The sequence below is a fragment of the Microbacterium sp. LWH10-1.2 genome, assembly GCF_038397765.1.
GTDB lineage: Bacteria > Actinomycetota > Actinomycetes > Actinomycetales > Microbacteriaceae > Microbacterium > Microbacterium natoriense.
This window is the reverse complement of the sequence record NZ_CP151638.1, coordinates 1,803,133-1,817,526: the sequence shown is the minus strand read 5'-3', so window position 1 is coordinate 1,817,526 and position 14,394 is coordinate 1,803,133. Positions and strand designations below refer to the sequence as shown.

The 14,394-nt window shown below is 68.3% G+C and carries 15 protein-coding genes; 11 read left to right on the top strand and 4 right to left on the bottom strand.

What is annotated here, in order from left to right:
• Nucleotides 1-38 precede the first annotated feature (38 nt).
• The 3 genes from rpsO (at nucleotide 39) to MRBLWH10_RS08745 (ending at nucleotide 1,685) form a co-directional block, all read left to right on the top strand.
• Complete coding sequence (rpsO, locus tag MRBLWH10_RS08755) at nucleotides 39-308, top strand: 30S ribosomal protein S15 (RefSeq protein ID WP_005048780.1); 270 nt, start codon at nucleotides 39-41, stop codon at nucleotides 306-308.
• A gap of 127 nt (nucleotides 309-435) precedes the next feature.
• Nucleotides 436-1,365: a hypothetical protein gene (locus MRBLWH10_RS08750; RefSeq protein ID WP_341942396.1), complete on the top strand. Its 930-nt coding sequence runs from the start codon at nucleotides 436-438 to the stop codon at nucleotides 1,363-1,365.
• On the top strand, nucleotides 1,362-1,685 hold the full coding sequence (locus MRBLWH10_RS08745; RefSeq protein ID WP_341942395.1) for a transcriptional regulator: 324 nt from the start codon (nucleotides 1,362-1,364) through the stop codon (nucleotides 1,683-1,685). The genes MRBLWH10_RS08750 and MRBLWH10_RS08745 overlap by 4 nt, the downstream gene beginning before the upstream one ends.
• Before the next feature lie 154 nt (nucleotides 1,686-1,839).
• Here the strand turns inward: MRBLWH10_RS08745 and MRBLWH10_RS08740 are convergent, their stop codons facing one another.
• On the bottom strand, nucleotides 1,840-2,844 hold the full coding sequence (locus MRBLWH10_RS08740) for a 2-oxoglutarate and iron-dependent oxygenase domain-containing protein (protein ID WP_341942394.1): 1,005 nt from the start codon (nucleotides 2,842-2,844) through the stop codon (nucleotides 1,840-1,842).
• 151 nt (nucleotides 2,845-2,995) lie between these two features.
• Here MRBLWH10_RS08740 and efeU point away from each other — a divergent pair, with 151 nt between their 5' ends.
• From efeU to efeB, 3 genes are read left to right on the top strand one after another with little or no spacing between them, the layout of a single operon-like run.
• Nucleotides 2,996-3,940, top strand: a complete 945-nt coding sequence (efeU, locus tag MRBLWH10_RS08735) for an iron uptake transporter permease EfeU (protein ID WP_341942393.1) — start codon at nucleotides 2,996-2,998, stop codon at nucleotides 3,938-3,940.
• On the top strand, nucleotides 3,937-5,169 hold the full coding sequence (gene efeO, locus MRBLWH10_RS08730) for an iron uptake system protein EfeO (protein ID WP_341942392.1): 1,233 nt from the start codon (nucleotides 3,937-3,939) through the stop codon (nucleotides 5,167-5,169). Before efeU ends, efeO begins: the two co-directional genes overlap by 4 nt.
• 25 nt (nucleotides 5,170-5,194) lie before the next feature.
• Nucleotides 5,195-6,508: an iron uptake transporter deferrochelatase/peroxidase subunit gene (gene efeB / locus MRBLWH10_RS08725; RefSeq protein WP_341942391.1), complete on the top strand. Its 1,314-nt coding sequence runs from the start codon at nucleotides 5,195-5,197 to the stop codon at nucleotides 6,506-6,508.
• 9 nt (nucleotides 6,509-6,517) lie between these two features.
• Here the strand turns inward: efeB and MRBLWH10_RS08720 are convergent, their stop codons facing one another.
• Both MRBLWH10_RS08720 and MRBLWH10_RS08715 read right to left on the bottom strand, forming a co-directional pair.
• Complete coding sequence (locus tag MRBLWH10_RS08720) at nucleotides 6,518-6,955, bottom strand: VOC family protein (RefSeq protein WP_341942390.1); 438 nt, start codon at nucleotides 6,953-6,955, stop codon at nucleotides 6,518-6,520.
• A 47-nt stretch (nucleotides 6,956-7,002) separates the two neighbouring features.
• Nucleotides 7,003-8,133, bottom strand: a complete 1,131-nt coding sequence (locus MRBLWH10_RS08715) for an acyltransferase family protein (protein WP_341942389.1) — start codon at nucleotides 8,131-8,133, stop codon at nucleotides 7,003-7,005.
• 110 nt (nucleotides 8,134-8,243) lie between these two features.
• Here MRBLWH10_RS08715 and MRBLWH10_RS08710 point away from each other — a divergent pair, with 110 nt between their 5' ends.
• From MRBLWH10_RS08710 to MRBLWH10_RS08695, 4 genes are all read left to right on the top strand, one after another.
• Complete coding sequence (locus tag MRBLWH10_RS08710; RefSeq protein ID WP_105676617.1) at nucleotides 8,244-9,470, top strand: LLM class flavin-dependent oxidoreductase; 1,227 nt, start codon at nucleotides 8,244-8,246, stop codon at nucleotides 9,468-9,470.
• Between the two features lies 1 nt (nucleotide 9,471).
• Nucleotides 9,472-10,119, top strand: a complete 648-nt coding sequence (locus MRBLWH10_RS08705; protein ID WP_105676615.1) for an FMN reductase — start codon at nucleotides 9,472-9,474, stop codon at nucleotides 10,117-10,119.
• A gap of 54 nt (nucleotides 10,120-10,173) precedes the next feature.
• Nucleotides 10,174-11,526, top strand: a complete 1,353-nt coding sequence (locus MRBLWH10_RS08700) for an FAD-binding oxidoreductase (protein WP_341942388.1) — start codon at nucleotides 10,174-10,176, stop codon at nucleotides 11,524-11,526.
• A gap of 61 nt (nucleotides 11,527-11,587) precedes the next feature.
• Entirely contained in the window at nucleotides 11,588-12,337 is a 750-nt protein-coding gene (locus MRBLWH10_RS08695; protein ID WP_341942387.1) for an NAD(P)H-binding protein, read from the top strand.
• Between the two features lie 132 nt (nucleotides 12,338-12,469).
• On the opposite strand, the gene MRBLWH10_RS08690 is transcribed toward MRBLWH10_RS08695, so the two are convergent.
• The gene (locus MRBLWH10_RS08690; protein ID WP_341942386.1) at nucleotides 12,470-13,459 is read right to left on the bottom strand and encodes a hypothetical protein; all 990 of its coding nucleotides are present in this window, start codon (nucleotides 13,457-13,459) and stop codon (nucleotides 12,470-12,472) included.
• 75 nt (nucleotides 13,460-13,534) lie between these two features.
• On the opposite strand from MRBLWH10_RS08690, the gene MRBLWH10_RS08685 reads away from it, so the two are divergent.
• A complete protein-coding gene (locus MRBLWH10_RS08685) occupies nucleotides 13,535-14,287 on the top strand; it encodes a hypothetical protein (protein ID WP_341942385.1) in 753 nt (250 codons plus the stop codon).
• Nucleotides 14,288-14,394 lie beyond the last annotated feature (107 nt).

The window sequence follows — 14,394 nt, the reverse complement described above, 5'->3', positions numbered from 1 at the left end:
CCGGGCACCGCGCAACAAGCAGAGAGGGGATCGAATCTATGGCACTGGAAGCAGACGTCAAGAAGGCGATCATCGAAGAGTACGCGACGCACCCCGGTGACACCGGATCCCCCGAGGTGCAGGTCGCAATGCTGACGCAGCGCATCAAGGACCTCACCGAGCACCTCAAGGAGCACAAGCACGACCACCACTCGCGTCGTGGCCTGTTCCTGCTCGTCGGTCAGCGCCGCCGTCTCCTGGGTTACCTCCAGGACATCGACATCAACCGTTACCGCTCGCTCATCGAGCGTCTCGGACTGCGTCGATAAGGCATTGAGCCCAGCGTTCAATCGCGCAGAACATTCTTGAGAAGGCCGCCCACGGTGTGGGCGGCCTTCGTCATGTCCAGGTTGACGACCCGGCTTCTTTCCCGTAGGAAAGTAAGAAGCTTTCCCGATGGAAACCGGGGTCATCATGGAACAGAAGCCGATCGACGGTACCGCACCGCTCGCGCCGCCGTCCGCCGATGTCGCGCGCCAGTACCTCGACGAGGTGGAGGAGGTGCACCGTCGTCGCGACGAACGCGTCGACCGGCGTGCGTCGTCGTGGCAGGCCATTCTCAGCGGCATCGCCGTCGCCGTCCTCATCACCGCCCTGCTGCTGGTCAATCGCGCGGACGCGACGTCGACGCAGCCGTTCGTCTTCCTGGTCATCATCACGGGCCAGATCAGCGCAGGGTTCGCCGAGCGCGCGGGCGTGCAGTGGCGAGCGGTCGGCGCGAGGTCGTGGTCGGTCGTAGCGGTGGTCGCCTACGGCGCAGCGATGGTCGCGTTCTTCCTGCTGATCTTCATCGACGCGCAGAACCGCCCGCTGTGGATGACCTTCATCCCCGGCCTCGCCATTCTTCTGGGGTTCGGCGGTTACGGCGCTGCCCTGCTGTGGCGCGAGCGAGGTCAGGAACGGCGACCCGCGAGACCGCGGGAGCCGTTGCCGGGCCAGACTCGAGCCGCCACCGCGGGCCTCGGCATCCTGATCGGCATCGCCGCGCTGTCGATCGGGATCGAGAACGCGCTGCTCGGTTCGATCGTCGGCATCCTCGTGATGATGGCCGTGGTCGTGTGGCTGTTCCTCTGGGCGACGGATGCGGGCCCGCAGGCGCTCGGACGGTACTGGCGGTGGCCTCAGATCGCGGCCTACCTGTCGAGCATGGGCGTGGTCACCTGGCTCGCGCTCCAGCGTGCGTACTCCGACGCCGTGACCCTGCCGTCGGCCCTGGGAGCGGCCGCAGCAGCCGCAGCGCTGCTGTGCATCGCTGCGTGCCTGCCCGCGCCGGTCGCCGCGCCGGACACGACGGCCGAGGCCGAGGCCCCTTCGGAGGGGAGATGACCGACCGTGACGCCCACCCGCGGACACGTCTCGACGACAACTTCGCCTCGCCCATCAGGTTCTCCCTGATGGCTTCGCTCGGAGAAAGCGTCGAACTCGACTTCGCCACGCTCGCCGACATCCTCCAGGCGAACGACTCCGCCCTCAGCAAGGCGATCTCGCACCTGCAGGCCGCCGGCTACGTGCGAGCACGCAAGGGGAGCGCGGGAAGCCGGCCTCGCACCTGGGTGCGCTCCACTCCGGCAGGAATGAGTGCCTTCTCCGGGCATCTGCGGGCGCTGCGCGAGATCGTCGAGCTCGGCGGGCACGTCGGGTTCTGACGTCTCTCGCGAGTTCGCCGCGGCGACGGACGACCTCGGCGGGGATGCCGACGGCGGGCACGTTGCACGGCGCCGACCCCGCCGGCTCGTCTGTGGAGGTCGGCCGAGCCTTGCACGGGGGTGGCAGTACCGACGGAACGGAAGCGCCGTCGGGTCAGGCGGTCGCCGCCACCAGGTCCGCGTGGTGGATCGCCGCCACGTCGGGGTGCGCGCGCAGCCGGGACTTCAGCGCGTTCTCTCCGTAGAGCGCGTGGATGGGGTTGCTCGGGTCCTCGGTGACCCCTGTCGCCTCGGCCGCGAGGTCGGCGGGCAGCTCGATGAGCGGTAGCCGCTTGTCCAGCGCGGGGTTGAAGAAGAACGGGATCGAGATGCGCTCGTCCGGCGCCTGCGGGGAGACGACGCGGTGATTCGTGGCCTTCAGATAGCCGCCGGTCGCGTACTCGAGCAGCTCGCCGATGTTCACGACGAAGGCGCCGGGCACGGGAGGCGCGTCCACCCACGATCCGTCCCGCTCGACCTGGAGGCCGCCCTTGCCCGGCTCGACCCAGAGCAGGGTCAGCACGCCGGAGTCCTTGTGCGCGCCGACGCCCTGCTGGGGCTCGGGCTCGTGGGTGCCGGGATAGCGGACGATCTTGATGAGAGTGGAGGGCTCGCCGAAGTGCTCGTCGAAGTACGACTCCTCGGCGCCCAGGGCCTGCGCCCAGGCGCGCAGCAGCCTCCGGGCGACATCGGAGAGGGTCTCGTGCCACTCTCCGACGACGTCACGGAGCTCCGGCTGCGCATCGGGCCACAGGTTCGGTCCGATCAGTCGGTTGAAGGCGGGGCCGTCGTCGACCGCCGGGCGCTCGGGGCCGATGTCGATCTGCTCGCGCCAGTCGACCTTCCCCTGCGTGCGCTCTCCGCCGATGCGGGTGTAGCCGCGGAAGTGCGGGCTGTTCACGTTCTCGATCGCGAGCTTGTCGTCCTCCGGCAGGGCGAAGAATTCGAGGGCGGCGCGGTGGAGCCGGGCTTCGAGGTCCGACGAGACGCCGGTGCCGGTGAGGTAGAAGAAGCCGACGTCGTGGGTCGCCTTCCGCAGGTCGTCGCGGAACCGTGCGGCCGCCTCCGGGCCTGCATCGAGCTGGGAGAGGTCGAGGATCGGGAGCGAGAGTTCAGCCATGTCCCGAGAGTAGATCGGCTGTGGGGCACCGGCGTCGAGTGTTTCAGAGCATTACCGAGCGTGACGGCATTCGAGCGGATGATGCGCAGGTGCTAAAGTCTCATCGGTAAGGGATGCCTTACCTTCGTCCGTATCGAGAGAGTCTCCACCCGTGCTCGCCAGCTTTCTGATCGGCCTTCGTGAGGGCCTCGAAGCCGCGCTCGTCGTCGGCATCCTCGTCGCCTACCTCCGCAGGCTCGGCAGGAAGGATGCGCTGCCGCGGCTGTGGGCCGGCATCGGACTGGCCATCGCCCTCGCACTGGGCATCGGCGCGGTGCTCACCTTCGGCGCGTACTCGCTGACTTTCGAGGCGCAGGAGCTCATCGGCGGGCTGCTGTCGCTGCTGGCAGTCGGAATGGTCACCTGGATGATCTTCTGGATGCAGAAGGCCGGGCGCACCATGAAGGCCTCCCTGGAGGGTGGCCTGGACAGGGCGCTCACCCAGGGCGGGTTGTGGGCGCTCATCGCGATCGGCTTCGTGTCTGTTGCGCGCGAGGGCATCGAGACCACCTTGCTGCTGTGGTCGATGCTGCAGGTCTTCGGTGACGCGCCCTCCGCTCTTCTCGGAGCGCTCCTCGGCCTCGGCACCGCCGTGGTGATCGGCTGGTTCCTCGCACGGGGCGCGGTGAAGCTCGACCTCCGCCGGTTCTTCACGTGGACGAGCGGGTTCCTCGTCGTTGTGGCTGCGGGCGTCCTCGCGTATGCGATCATGGACCTCCAGGAGGCGGGTGCGCTCCCTGGGCCGTCTTCCGCCCTGGCGCCCATCGACCCGGTCACCGGTTCCGTCGCCGTCGGCTGGGCCGCCTTCCCGTTCGGATGGGCCTTCGACGTCAGTGCCGTCATCGCCCCGGGCCAGCCCTTGTCGACCATTCTCCAGGCGACCGTGGGCTTCATGCCGCGCATGACCTGGCTTCAGGTCGTGGCGTGGGCGGTCTACATCCTCGTCGTCGGATTCTTCTTCCTCCGCGGTCTTCGCGGCCGCAGGACTGCTCGGGCAGCGGTCGCGCGGGTCGAGAACGCCGCGACCCCTTCACTCACACAGCAAGGAGCAGCATGACCACCTCTCGCCGGATCCTCGGTGCCCTCGCCGCCGCAGGCGCGGCTGCGCTCGTCCTGAGCGGCTGCGTCGCCAAGGCCGACGTCGCCGCTGGCGCCTCGTTCGATGTCTCCTCGACCGACAGCGCGTGCGACGTCTCTGGTGCCACCGCGAAGAGCGGCACGCTGGTCTTCGACGTCAAGAACACCAGCGGCCAGACCAGCGAGTTCTACCTGCTGGCCGAGGACGGCCTCCGGATCGTCGGAGAGGTCGAGAACATCGCCCCCGCCGCGTCGCGCACCCTCACGGTCGTCGCGCAGCCCGGCACCTACTACACGCTCTGCAAGCCCGGCATGATCGGCGACGGCGTCGGCAAGTCCGAGTTCACGGTCACCGGTGACCGCGTCGCCGTCACCGGTGAGGACGCCGAGCAGAAGCAGAAGGCCGTCGACCTCTACGCGGCCTTCGTGAAGGATCAGGTCGGGCAGCTCGTCCCCGCGGTCGACGCCCTCGTGGCCGCGTACGAGTCGGGCGACGACGAGACCGCGCGCACGCTCTTCCCGCAGACCCGCGCGTTCTACGAGCGCATCGAGCCGGTGGCCGAGGCTCTGGGCGACCTCGACCCGAGGATCGACTACCGCGAGGTCGACGCCGTCGCCGAAGGGCTCGACTGGACGGGATTCCACCGCATCGAGAAGGACCTCTGGGTGCCCGCGCAGGACGCGCTGAACGCCGACGGAGAGACTCCCGCCTGGCAGGACTGGGCGCCGTCCACTCCCGAGGAGCGCGCCGGATACGGTGATCAGCTGATCGCCGACACCCAGGAGCTGTACGACTACGTGCACTCGAAGGACTTCACCACGGCGCTCGACGACCAGGGCATCGGCGGCATCTCGAACGGCGCGATCGCGCTGCTCGACGAGGTCGCGACCGGCAAGATCTCCGGCGAGGAGGACTGGTGGTCCGGCACCGACCTCTACGACTTCGCCGCCAACGTCGAGGGGTCCAAGATGGCCTTCTCGCTCGTGCAGGACTTCGCCGACGCGCAGGGCGCCGAGGGTAAGAAGGTCGTGGGTGAGATCGAGGACGGCTATGCGGCCCTCGAGGCGGCGCTCGCGAAGCATGGCTCTCTCACCGACGGCTTCGTGAACTACTCGCAGCTCACGGAGGACGACAAGCGCGAGTTCACCGACCTGATCAACGCGCTGGCGGAGCCGCTGTCCCAGCTCACCGGCACGGTCCTCGACTGACTCGCAGAACAGGTACGATCCCGAGGTGAGCGAAAGCACGACGGATGCCGCTGTCCCCGCGTCGGATGACGATGCGGGGGCCGCGGCATCCGCTTCTCCGGGTCTGAGCAGGCGTGGGCTGCTGGGGTTGGCCCTCGGCGGAGGCGTGGCCGGACTCGCCGTCGGCGTCGGCGGGGGACTGGCCGGAGGCGTCGCGCTCGGACGGGCGAGGGCGGATGCCGACGCGAAGAGCGTCTACGACTTCTTCGGCGCGCACCAGGCGGGCATCACCACCCCTGTGCAGGAGCACCTGCACTTCGCCTCCTTCGACATGATGCCGCGCACAGACCGCGGCGATCTGATCTCGCTGCTGCAGGACTGGTCGTACGCGGCCTCTCGCATCACGCAGGGTCTCGAGGTGAGCGCGACCGGAGCGGTGGGCGGCGACGCCGAGCAGCCGCCGGACGACACCGGCGAGGCGCAGGGGCTTCCCGCGTCCGGGCTCACGATCACGATAGGCTTCGGGCCGACCCTCTTCGAGAACGAGGACGGCGATCGGTACGGCATCGCGGCGCTGCGCCCTGAGGGGCTGGAGCGTCTTCCCGCCTTCCTCGGCGACGACCTCGACCCCGCGCACTCGCACGGAGACCTGTGCATCCAGGCGTGCGCCGACGACCCGCAGGTGGCCGTGCACGCCATCCGGAACCTGAGCCGGATCGCGTTCGGGCGCGCCCGCCTCCGATGGTCGCAACTGGGCTTCGGCAAGACCTCGCGCACCACATCGGCCGGCGCGACTCCGCGCAACCTCTTCGGGTTCAAGGACGGCACGGCGAACATCCTCGCCGACGATGCGAAGGCGCTGGAGGAGAACCTCTGGGTGCCTGCGTCCGCCGAGCCCGCCTGGATGGCCGGCGGCTCGTATCTCGTCGCGCGCAAGATCGCGATGCTCATCGAGACGTGGGACCGTGTGCGGCTCAGCGAGCAGGACACGATCATCGGTCGGGAGAAGGGCAGCGGCGCTCCGCTGTCGGGTGGCGACGAGTTCACCGAGCCGGCGTTCTCGGGGTCGGCGATCGACCGGAACTCGCACGTGCGGCTCGCGCACCCCGACCAGAACGACGGCATCCGCATCCTGCGCCGCGGGTTCAACTACGTCGACGGGAACAACGCGCTCGGACGCCTGGACGCCGGACTGTTCTTCCTCTCGTACCAGCGCGACCCGCAGCAGTTCATCACCCTGCAGAAGCGCCTCTCGACCGACCTGATGAACGAGTACATCCGCCACGTCGGATCGGGGATCTGGGCGATCCCCGGCGGCGCCGCAGCGGGCTCGTACGTCGGCGCCGAGCTGTTCGCCTGAGGCTCGACCTCAGCTCTTCGTCAGATCCTGCGCGAGCATGACCAGGATGCCGCTCGGACCCCGCAGATACGTGAGCCGGTAGACGCCCTGGTAGTCCGCGACGCCGCGCAGCGGGACGCATCCGTGCGTCGCCGCCGTCTCCAGGGCCGCGTCGATGTCGTCGACGGAGAAGGCGACGCGGTGCATGCCGATCTCGTGGGGGAGCGTCGGGTGGGTCTCGATGGCATCGGGGTGGATGTACTCGAACAGCTCGAGGCGGCCGTTGCCGTCCGGCGTCTGGAGCATGGCGATCTTCGCGTGGTTGCCGTCGAGGCCGACCGCGGTGTCGGCCCACTCGCCGCTCACGGTGTCCCGTCCGATGACCGTCAGACCGAGGTCGGTGAAGAAGGCGATGGCTTCGTCGAGGTCCCTCACAGCGATCCCGACGTTCTCCAGAGTGATGGGCATGGGGGCATGCTAACCGCTGTCCCCGACATGCTCCAGAGCGATCGTCGCTACCGTGGTCGCCGGGAGCCGGTCGGGTCGCTGCGGTGCCCCTCGCGGGTGGCGAGCTGCGGATCGGCGAACAGCCAGGCAGGGCGCGGCTCGACCAGGGGCCGGAACAGGCGCCGCACGGGCTTCGTGGCGAGCACGAGAGCGACGAGGATCGACGAGACGGTCACGAGCGGGAGCCAGAGCCATGTCGGCTCGAGATCGCGGAGGATGCCGGACTCGCGGAAGGGGTACAGCACGAACGAGTGCAGCAGGAACACGTACATCGTGTACTGGCCGAACGAGGTCCACCAGTAGGTCCCCCGCGGGATGAGGGTGAAGAAGGCGGCGCTGAGGAGCACCGCGACCACCATCAGGGCGATCCGCGCCCCGCCTGCCCACCACTGCTCTCCGCCGAGATCGGCGTACGAGTCCTCGTAGAACAGCCAGTGCCGCAGGTCGATCTTCTCCCACACGTCAAGCCAGAACCACGCCGCGAACCCGGCTCCCGCCAGGAGAGCGACGGCGATGACCCGAGACCACCACGGCCGGTGTGCCAGAAGCTGGAAGCGCGAGACGATGTCGCGCTCCCGCAGCCACCAGCCGAGAGTGAAGAAGGGCAGCAGGCCGAGCGTGCGTGAGAGCGAGAAGGTGCTGTCGATGTTCGGCAGGTAGCCGACGCCGATCGAGATGACGATCGTCCACAGCAGCGGCCAGCGCAGCAGGGCGAGGTAGGGGAGCACCAGTCGGAAGATGCCGAGGGCCAGCAGGAACCAGAGCGTCCACGACGGCTTGGTGAGGTTGGGGTTCGCCTGCCCCTCGACGAGCCACTTCGTGAGGGTCCAGACGAGCTCGAAGATGACGTACGGCACCAGGATGTCGGTGATGACGCGGGCCATCTGGACCCTGGTCGGCGATCCCGACTTCGAGAAGTACCCCGAGATGATCGCGAAGGCCGGCATGTGGAACGCGTAGAGCGCCAGGTAGAAGGCGAGCGCGATGTCGGAGTCGTAGATGAGACGCTGGATGGCATGGCCGAGCACGACCAGCACGATGCAGATGTAGCGCGCGTTGTCCCAGAACGGCACGCGGCGTCGAGGCCTGGAAACGGCCCCCGTGACGGGGCCTGTCGCATCCGCTCCGGCGCTGTTCATCCTCCGAGGCTACCCCCGGGAATAAAGTTGGTGCGGTCGCGTTGACTCAGATACATTCAAATGAATAGAAACGGATGCCGAGTCGTCCGCTTCGGAGAGCACGGAGAATCATGAGCGAGCAGTCAGGCGCACAGGCGATGCAGTTCGGCATCATGTCGGTCAGCGACATCACCCGCGACCCCACCACCGGCGTCACGCCCAGCGAGCAGGAGCGGATCGCGGCCACGACGACGATCGCCAAGCACGCGGAGGAGGTCGGCCTCGACGTCTTCGCGATCGGCGAGCACCACAATCCGCCGTTCTGGTCGTCCAGCCCCACCACGTTCCTCGCCGCGCTCGCGGCGCAGACCGAGCGTCTCATCGTGTCCACGTCGACGACGCTCATCACCACGAACGACCCCGTGCGCATCGCCGAGGAGTACGCGATGCTGCAGCACGTGTCCGGCGGACGCATGGACCTCATGCTCGGCCGAGGCAACACCGGTCCCGTGTACCCCTGGTTCGGGCAGGACATCCGTCAGGGCCTTCCTCTGGCGATCGAGAACTACGCTCTGCTGCACAAGCTGTGGCGCGAGGACGTCGTCGACTGGGAGGGCAAGTTCCGCACGCCGCTGCAGGGCTTCACCTCGACGCCGCGCCCGCTGGACGGCATCGCCCCCTTCGTGTGGCACGGCTCCATCCGCACCCCGGAGATCGCCGAGCAGGCCGCGTACTACGGCGACGGCTTCTTCGCGAACAACATCTTCTGGCCCAAGGAGCACTATCAGCGCCTGATCGAGCTGTACCGCCAGCGCTACGCGCACTACGGACACGGCACACCCGAGCAGGCGATCGTCGGGCTCGGCGGCCAGGTGTTCATGGCGGCGAAGTCGCAGGACGCGGTGACCCAGTTCCGCCCGTACTTCGACAACGCCCCCGTGTACGGCCACGGCCCGAGCCTCGAGGACTTCAGCGAGATGACCCCGCTCACGGTCGGCTCGCCGCAGCAGGTGATCGACCGCTACGCCGCGATGCGCGAGCACTACGGCGACTACCAGCGTCAGCTCTTCCTCATCGACCACGCGGGGCTGCCGCTGAAGACCGTGCTCGAGCAGCTCGACATCCTCGGCTCCGAGGTCGTCCCTGTGCTCCGCAGGGAGCTCGCGAAGGACCGCCCGGAGTCGGTTCCCGACGCCCCGACCCACGCCGCGCGCGTCACGGCGGTGTACGGCGACGGCCCGACCCGCCAGGCGCGCCCCGGTGCGAACCGCGGCGACAACCTCACCGGCGACTCGCCCTATCAGGACACGCCGGCACCCGCCGGCTCGGCGTTCGGCCTCGGCCGGAAGGAGGCGTGAGATGACCACCACGCGTCGCATCGCCGTCGTCTCGGCCGGGCTCTCCAACCCCTCGTCCACGCGGATGCTGGCGGATCGCCTCGCCGCCGAGACCGTGAAGGCGCTCGCCGCTCATGACATCGAGGCGAGCATCGACGTGATCGAGCTGCGCGACTACGCGCACGACATCACGAACAACATGCTCACGGGCTTCGCCCCGCCGGCGCTGGAGACCGCGATCAACACGGTCGTGTCCGCCGACGCGCTGATCGCCGTGACGCCGATCTTCTCGACGAGCTACTCGGGTCTGTTCAAGTCGTTCATCGACGTGCTCGATCCCGATTCGCTGACCGGGAAGCCGGTCCTGATCGGCGCGAACGCGGGGACGGCGCGGCACTCCCTCGCGATCGACTACGCGATCCGTCCGCTGTTCGCCTACCTCCACGCGGATGCCGTCTCCACCGGCGTGTTCGCCGCCTCCAGTGACTGGGGCGGTGCGGGTGACGACGTCGCCCCGCTCGCCAAGCGCGTGGAGAAGGGCGCACGTGAGCTCGCAGATGCGGTCGCCGCTCGGGACACAGCCGAGGCGGCCGACCCGTTCGACCCCGCGACCTACCTGGGCGAAGGGCGTTCCTTCGGCCACATGCTGGGCGGTCTCGCGGGGGAGTGAGCGGCAGGGGCAGGCGCCGTCGACAATGTCCGTGGGGCATCGTACGGTGGCGTCATGCCCCTTACCTCTGCACTCGAGTCCGTCCGCGCCGGCGTGAACGGCGCGCTCGTCCTGCCGTCCGATGACGGCTTCGACGCCCAGCGCCGTCCGTGGAACCTGGCGGTCGAGCAGCGGCCGGAAGGCGTGGCCGCGCCGGCCGATGTCGCCGATCTGCGGGCTCTGCTGCGCATGGCCGAAGACACCGGCGTGCGCCTCGCGGTGCAGCCGAGCGGGCACGGCGCGTCCGGAGACCTCGCGGGCGCTGTGATCGTCCGGATGGGCGCGTTCGACGCGCTCGACGTCGATCTCGACGCCGGCATCGTCCGCGTGGGAAGCGGAGTTCGATGGGGAGCCGTCGTCGATGCCCTGGAGGGCACCGGCTGGTCGGCGCCCGCAGGCACGAGCCCCGTCGTCACGGTCGCGGGCTACACGCTCGGCGGAGGTCACTCCTGGTTCAGTCGAACGGCAGGCCTGGGATCCGACGGTCTCCGTGCGGCGTGGATCCTGCGCCCGGACGGCACGCACGGGCGCGTCGACGACGACAGCGACCCCGAGCTGATGTGGGCGTTGCGCGGCGCGGGCGGCATCGTCGGGATCGTCACGGCGCTCGAGATCGACCTCGTCCGCACCCCTGACCTGTGGGGCAGCGGGCTGACCTTCGACGTCGCGGATGCCGCGGCAGTCATGCGAGCGGTGCGCGACCTCGCCGCGACCGCGCCCTCCTCGCTCAACGTCTTCATGAACTCGATGCGGATGCCCGATGCTCCGCAGCTGCCGGAGGAGATCCGCGGGCGCAGCTTCCTCACCGTGCAGGCGCTGTCCACCGATGGCGCCGCAGAGGGGCTGATCGACGGCATCCGCCGTGCGGGCACGGTGCGCAGAGAGGTGTCCGGTCCGACGTCGCCCGCCGCTCTCGCTGCGGGGTCGAACGAACCGACAGATCCCACGCCTGGCCGGGGCGCCTCCGCGGCGCTCACGGACCTCGACGACAGCACGATCGACGAGCTGCTGGCCTTCCGCGAGCTGCCGGAGCAGTGGCCCATCATCGGCATCGACATCCGGATGCTCGGAGGGGCTCTCGCGCGTCCTCGTCGGTCCGGACTGGCCTCGCTCGAATCGGCTGGCTGGCTGCTTCACGCGCTCTCGCCGCTGTTCCCGGGCGCGCCGAGGGAGCCGGGAGATGCCAGCATCGCGGGGTTCCGCGACCTTCTCGCTCCGGTCGCCGCGGGGCGCACGATCCCGACGTTCCTCACCCCGGGGCAGACGCTCGACCGCTGCGCCACACCGGCGGAGATCGAGCGCCTCAGAGCACTTCGTGCCGAGGTCGATCCGAACGGACTCCTGTACGAAGGGCGGCTGCCCCGCTGATGTCGCCCGCTCTCGGGGTAGCGTCGTAACCGACACACCCACCAGCTTCGGATGGAGAGCTATGGAGATCGCAGTCGCAGGCGGAACAGGTATCGCAGGATCCGAGGTCGTGAAGATCGCTCAGCAGCGTGGTCACCGAGTCCGCGTCCTCACCCGTGGCAACGGCGTCGATGTGCGCTCCGGGGCCGGACTCGATGAGGCGCTGTCCGGCGCGGACGCCGTGATCGACGTGCTCAGCACCTCGACGCAGAGCGCCCGTGCGGCCACCGAGTTCTTCACCGAGACCTCCTCGCACCTCCTCGCGGCAGGACACCGTTCCGGGGTGGGACACCATCTCGCGCTGTCGATCGTCGGCATCGATCGGGCGCCCCACGGCTATTACGCCGGAAAGCTCGCTCAGGAGCAGACGGTCCGCTCTGGGCAGGTGCCGTGGACGATCCAGAGAGCGACGCAGTTCCACGACTTCGCCGCGCAGACCTACCGCAATGCGGCAGTCGGGCCGCTGCATCTCGCCCTGAGGATGCGCACGCAGCCGATCGCGATCGTGGAGGTCGCGACGCGGCTCGTCGACCTCGCCGAGGCAGGACCGTCGGAGCGGGCGCGGGACATCGCGGGCCCGCAAGAGGAGCAGCTCGTTGACATGATGCGCTCGTGGGCCGCGCACACAGGCAGGAGCGGCTGGATGCCAGCACTCTCCCTCCCCGGGGCCTTCGGGCGTGCGATCCGCGACGGCAGCATCCTCCCGAGTGCGGATGCCGACCTCGGCACCGTGACCTTCGCCGACTGGCTCAACGCGCAGCCCCGAGGCTGACGGCGACGCACGGGGGCCACGCGAGTGAGCGCTTCGCCGTGACGCTCAGCCTGCCCAGAGAAGTTCCAGACAGCACGAAGCGTCGTGGGCAGCAGGCGTTGCCGCCCTGCCACACGCCGGCCGTTCACGACGTCATGAGGAAGCAACCGTTTCAGGAGGATGACGGATATCACCCGCCAACGTGTCGGCGAACAGCATCATCGCATCCATCTCGGTGAGGAAATGATGGCCAGCGGGCAGCCCGTCGAGAACCATCACCGTCTCCTCCACGCGAAGACGCGGCGCCATCCTCGCTGAGAGTACTGCGACATCTGCCGCAAGACATACGGTGCTGTCGATTCCACGCCAGACTCGCACGACGTCGAGTCCCGCATCGACCCGTTCCAGCGACGATGCGAGGCTCTTTCTCATGCCCAGCGCTGAAGCGAGCGCGTACTTGCCCTGATGGCGGAATCGCTTGAGTCGTCTATCAACTGCTGCGGCGTGCGAACCGCTCTTCTCGAACGGTAACGTCGGCGGCCATCCGCGCTGCGCGTTCACGGCCACGTACTGATCGCGCCGCGATTCCTCTATCGTCCGAAGGAGTTTTCCTTGCCGAAGGAGCCCACGCCATCCCCTGTCCACGCAGTTCGTCGGCTCGACGAGTGTGAGCGAGCGGCATGGAATCAGTCCGGCGATCGCAGCACTGAACTGCGCGCCGAGGGACTCTCCCACCAGATGAAGCTCAGTTGGCAGACCTCCGAGCACATCGTCTATGGCAGACAACTGAAGGGAGGCCGCGGGGCGGTAGTCGCCACCGATCTGCGCGAGCAGCACATCGGCACGAACCGAGGATGCGCTGGCACTGACCGGGTCTGCCTCGTCCAAGGTGACGCCCGGAGACTCCACACCCACCACGGTGCGGTTCGTTCTCGCGGCAAGAATCTCCATGCGGTCCAGCGCCAGTCGATCGATTCGATAGTCGTACGGCATCGGGTACACGATCGCAGATGCTCGTTCCGGCGCCTTCGGACTCGTCACCGACACGTTGAATCCATGGCGTGATGCAGGAATCCAGCGGGTGACGGTGCTGCGCGCCTCAATGCTGGGTCGCGGGCGGGGCAGGCTGCGGACTGTTCGCATGCCAGTAGTATTCTCCATGCGAGACCGCGCCACCCGTGGTTTCGCCGCGAACAAGGCAGCCGAAGGGCGGGGATTTTGATCGAGGACGACACGGTCGGCGGGACGGATGCGTTCGACGACCGGAACAAGAACTCCATTCAGTTCTGGCAGCGTGAAGCGCACTACTACCAGGTTCGCGCCGGCGGCCAGGGAGCAGCGGCAATCAGGCTCGTCTCGCTCGCGGGACTTGTCGTCGGCGCCGCCGCGGCCCTCGCCTCGAGGGGGCAGAGCACACCTTTCCTGTGGGGAATGCTCATCGTTCCCGTCGTCATACTGCTCATCTTTGCGGTCATCGTCCGGCACTTTCACGAGATGAACATCTTGCGGGCATACTTCGCCTACGCCGAGTTGCAGCTGCGCAATCTCACGTCGAGCAACCCCTTGTACGAGGCCTGGATCCCCTGGGACGCCTACGTGAGAAAGCTGCCCCGCGACGCGCCCCTGATCGTTCCATCGGAGTCGGGCCATAGACGACGGCACCAGCTGATCGTCGGTGCTCACCACGACGCGCCCGTTCTCATCACCATCGTTTGGGCGGTGTCGGTTCTTCTGATCGGGGGCGTCGGGGTTGTGGCGCTCCCTTGGTGGATTCTCACGCAGCTGGCCGCGCCGGACGGAGTGACCCTGTTGGTCGTGGGTTTCGCACTGCTCCTGTTGGTCGCCGCGATTCTCGCGATGACCATGGAGAATCCTCGCCACGAACGTCAGATGCGCGATGTTCTGGCATCACGAGAGCTTCAGAGTCTCCTGAACGCAGGTGGGCGTGATGGAGGCGCAGACAGCGCCTAGGGCGTTTCTCCCGCGTGGTCGGTGAAGAATCGAACGATGCAGGATTCCGTCGCAAGGCGACCGGGAGAAGCGGAAAGCGGTGGCGCCCGGTAGGTTCCGGCGACCCG

Excerpts from the sequence above, each read along its gene's own strand:
- rpsO (WP_005048780.1), top strand. The coding sequence starts at position 39 with ATGGCACTGGAAGCAGACGTCAAGAAGGCGATCATCGAAGAGTACGCG.
- MRBLWH10_RS08750 (WP_341942396.1), top strand. The coding sequence starts at position 436 with ATGGAAACCGGGGTCATCATGGAACAGAAGCCGATCGACGGTACCGCA.
- MRBLWH10_RS08745 (WP_341942395.1), top strand. The coding sequence starts at position 1,362 with ATGACCGACCGTGACGCCCACCCGCGGACACGTCTCGACGACAACTTC.
- MRBLWH10_RS08740 (WP_341942394.1), bottom strand. The coding sequence starts at position 2,844 with ATGGCTGAACTCTCGCTCCCGATCCTCGACCTCTCCCAGCTCGATGCA.
- efeO (WP_341942392.1), top strand. The coding sequence starts at position 3,937 with ATGACCACCTCTCGCCGGATCCTCGGTGCCCTCGCCGCCGCAGGCGCG.
- MRBLWH10_RS08720 (WP_341942390.1), bottom strand. The coding sequence starts at position 6,955 with ATGCCCATCACTCTGGAGAACGTCGGGATCGCTGTGAGGGACCTCGAC.
- MRBLWH10_RS08715 (WP_341942389.1), bottom strand. The coding sequence starts at position 8,133 with ATGAACAGCGCCGGAGCGGATGCGACAGGCCCCGTCACGGGGGCCGTT.
- MRBLWH10_RS08710 (WP_105676617.1), top strand. The coding sequence starts at position 8,244 with ATGAGCGAGCAGTCAGGCGCACAGGCGATGCAGTTCGGCATCATGTCG.
- MRBLWH10_RS08705 (WP_105676615.1), top strand. The coding sequence starts at position 9,472 with ATGACCACCACGCGTCGCATCGCCGTCGTCTCGGCCGGGCTCTCCAAC.
- MRBLWH10_RS08700 (WP_341942388.1), top strand. The coding sequence starts at position 10,174 with ATGCCCCTTACCTCTGCACTCGAGTCCGTCCGCGCCGGCGTGAACGGC.
- MRBLWH10_RS08695 (WP_341942387.1), top strand. The coding sequence starts at position 11,588 with ATGGAGATCGCAGTCGCAGGCGGAACAGGTATCGCAGGATCCGAGGTC.
- MRBLWH10_RS08690 (WP_341942386.1), bottom strand. The coding sequence starts at position 13,459 with ATGCGAACAGTCCGCAGCCTGCCCCGCCCGCGACCCAGCATTGAGGCG.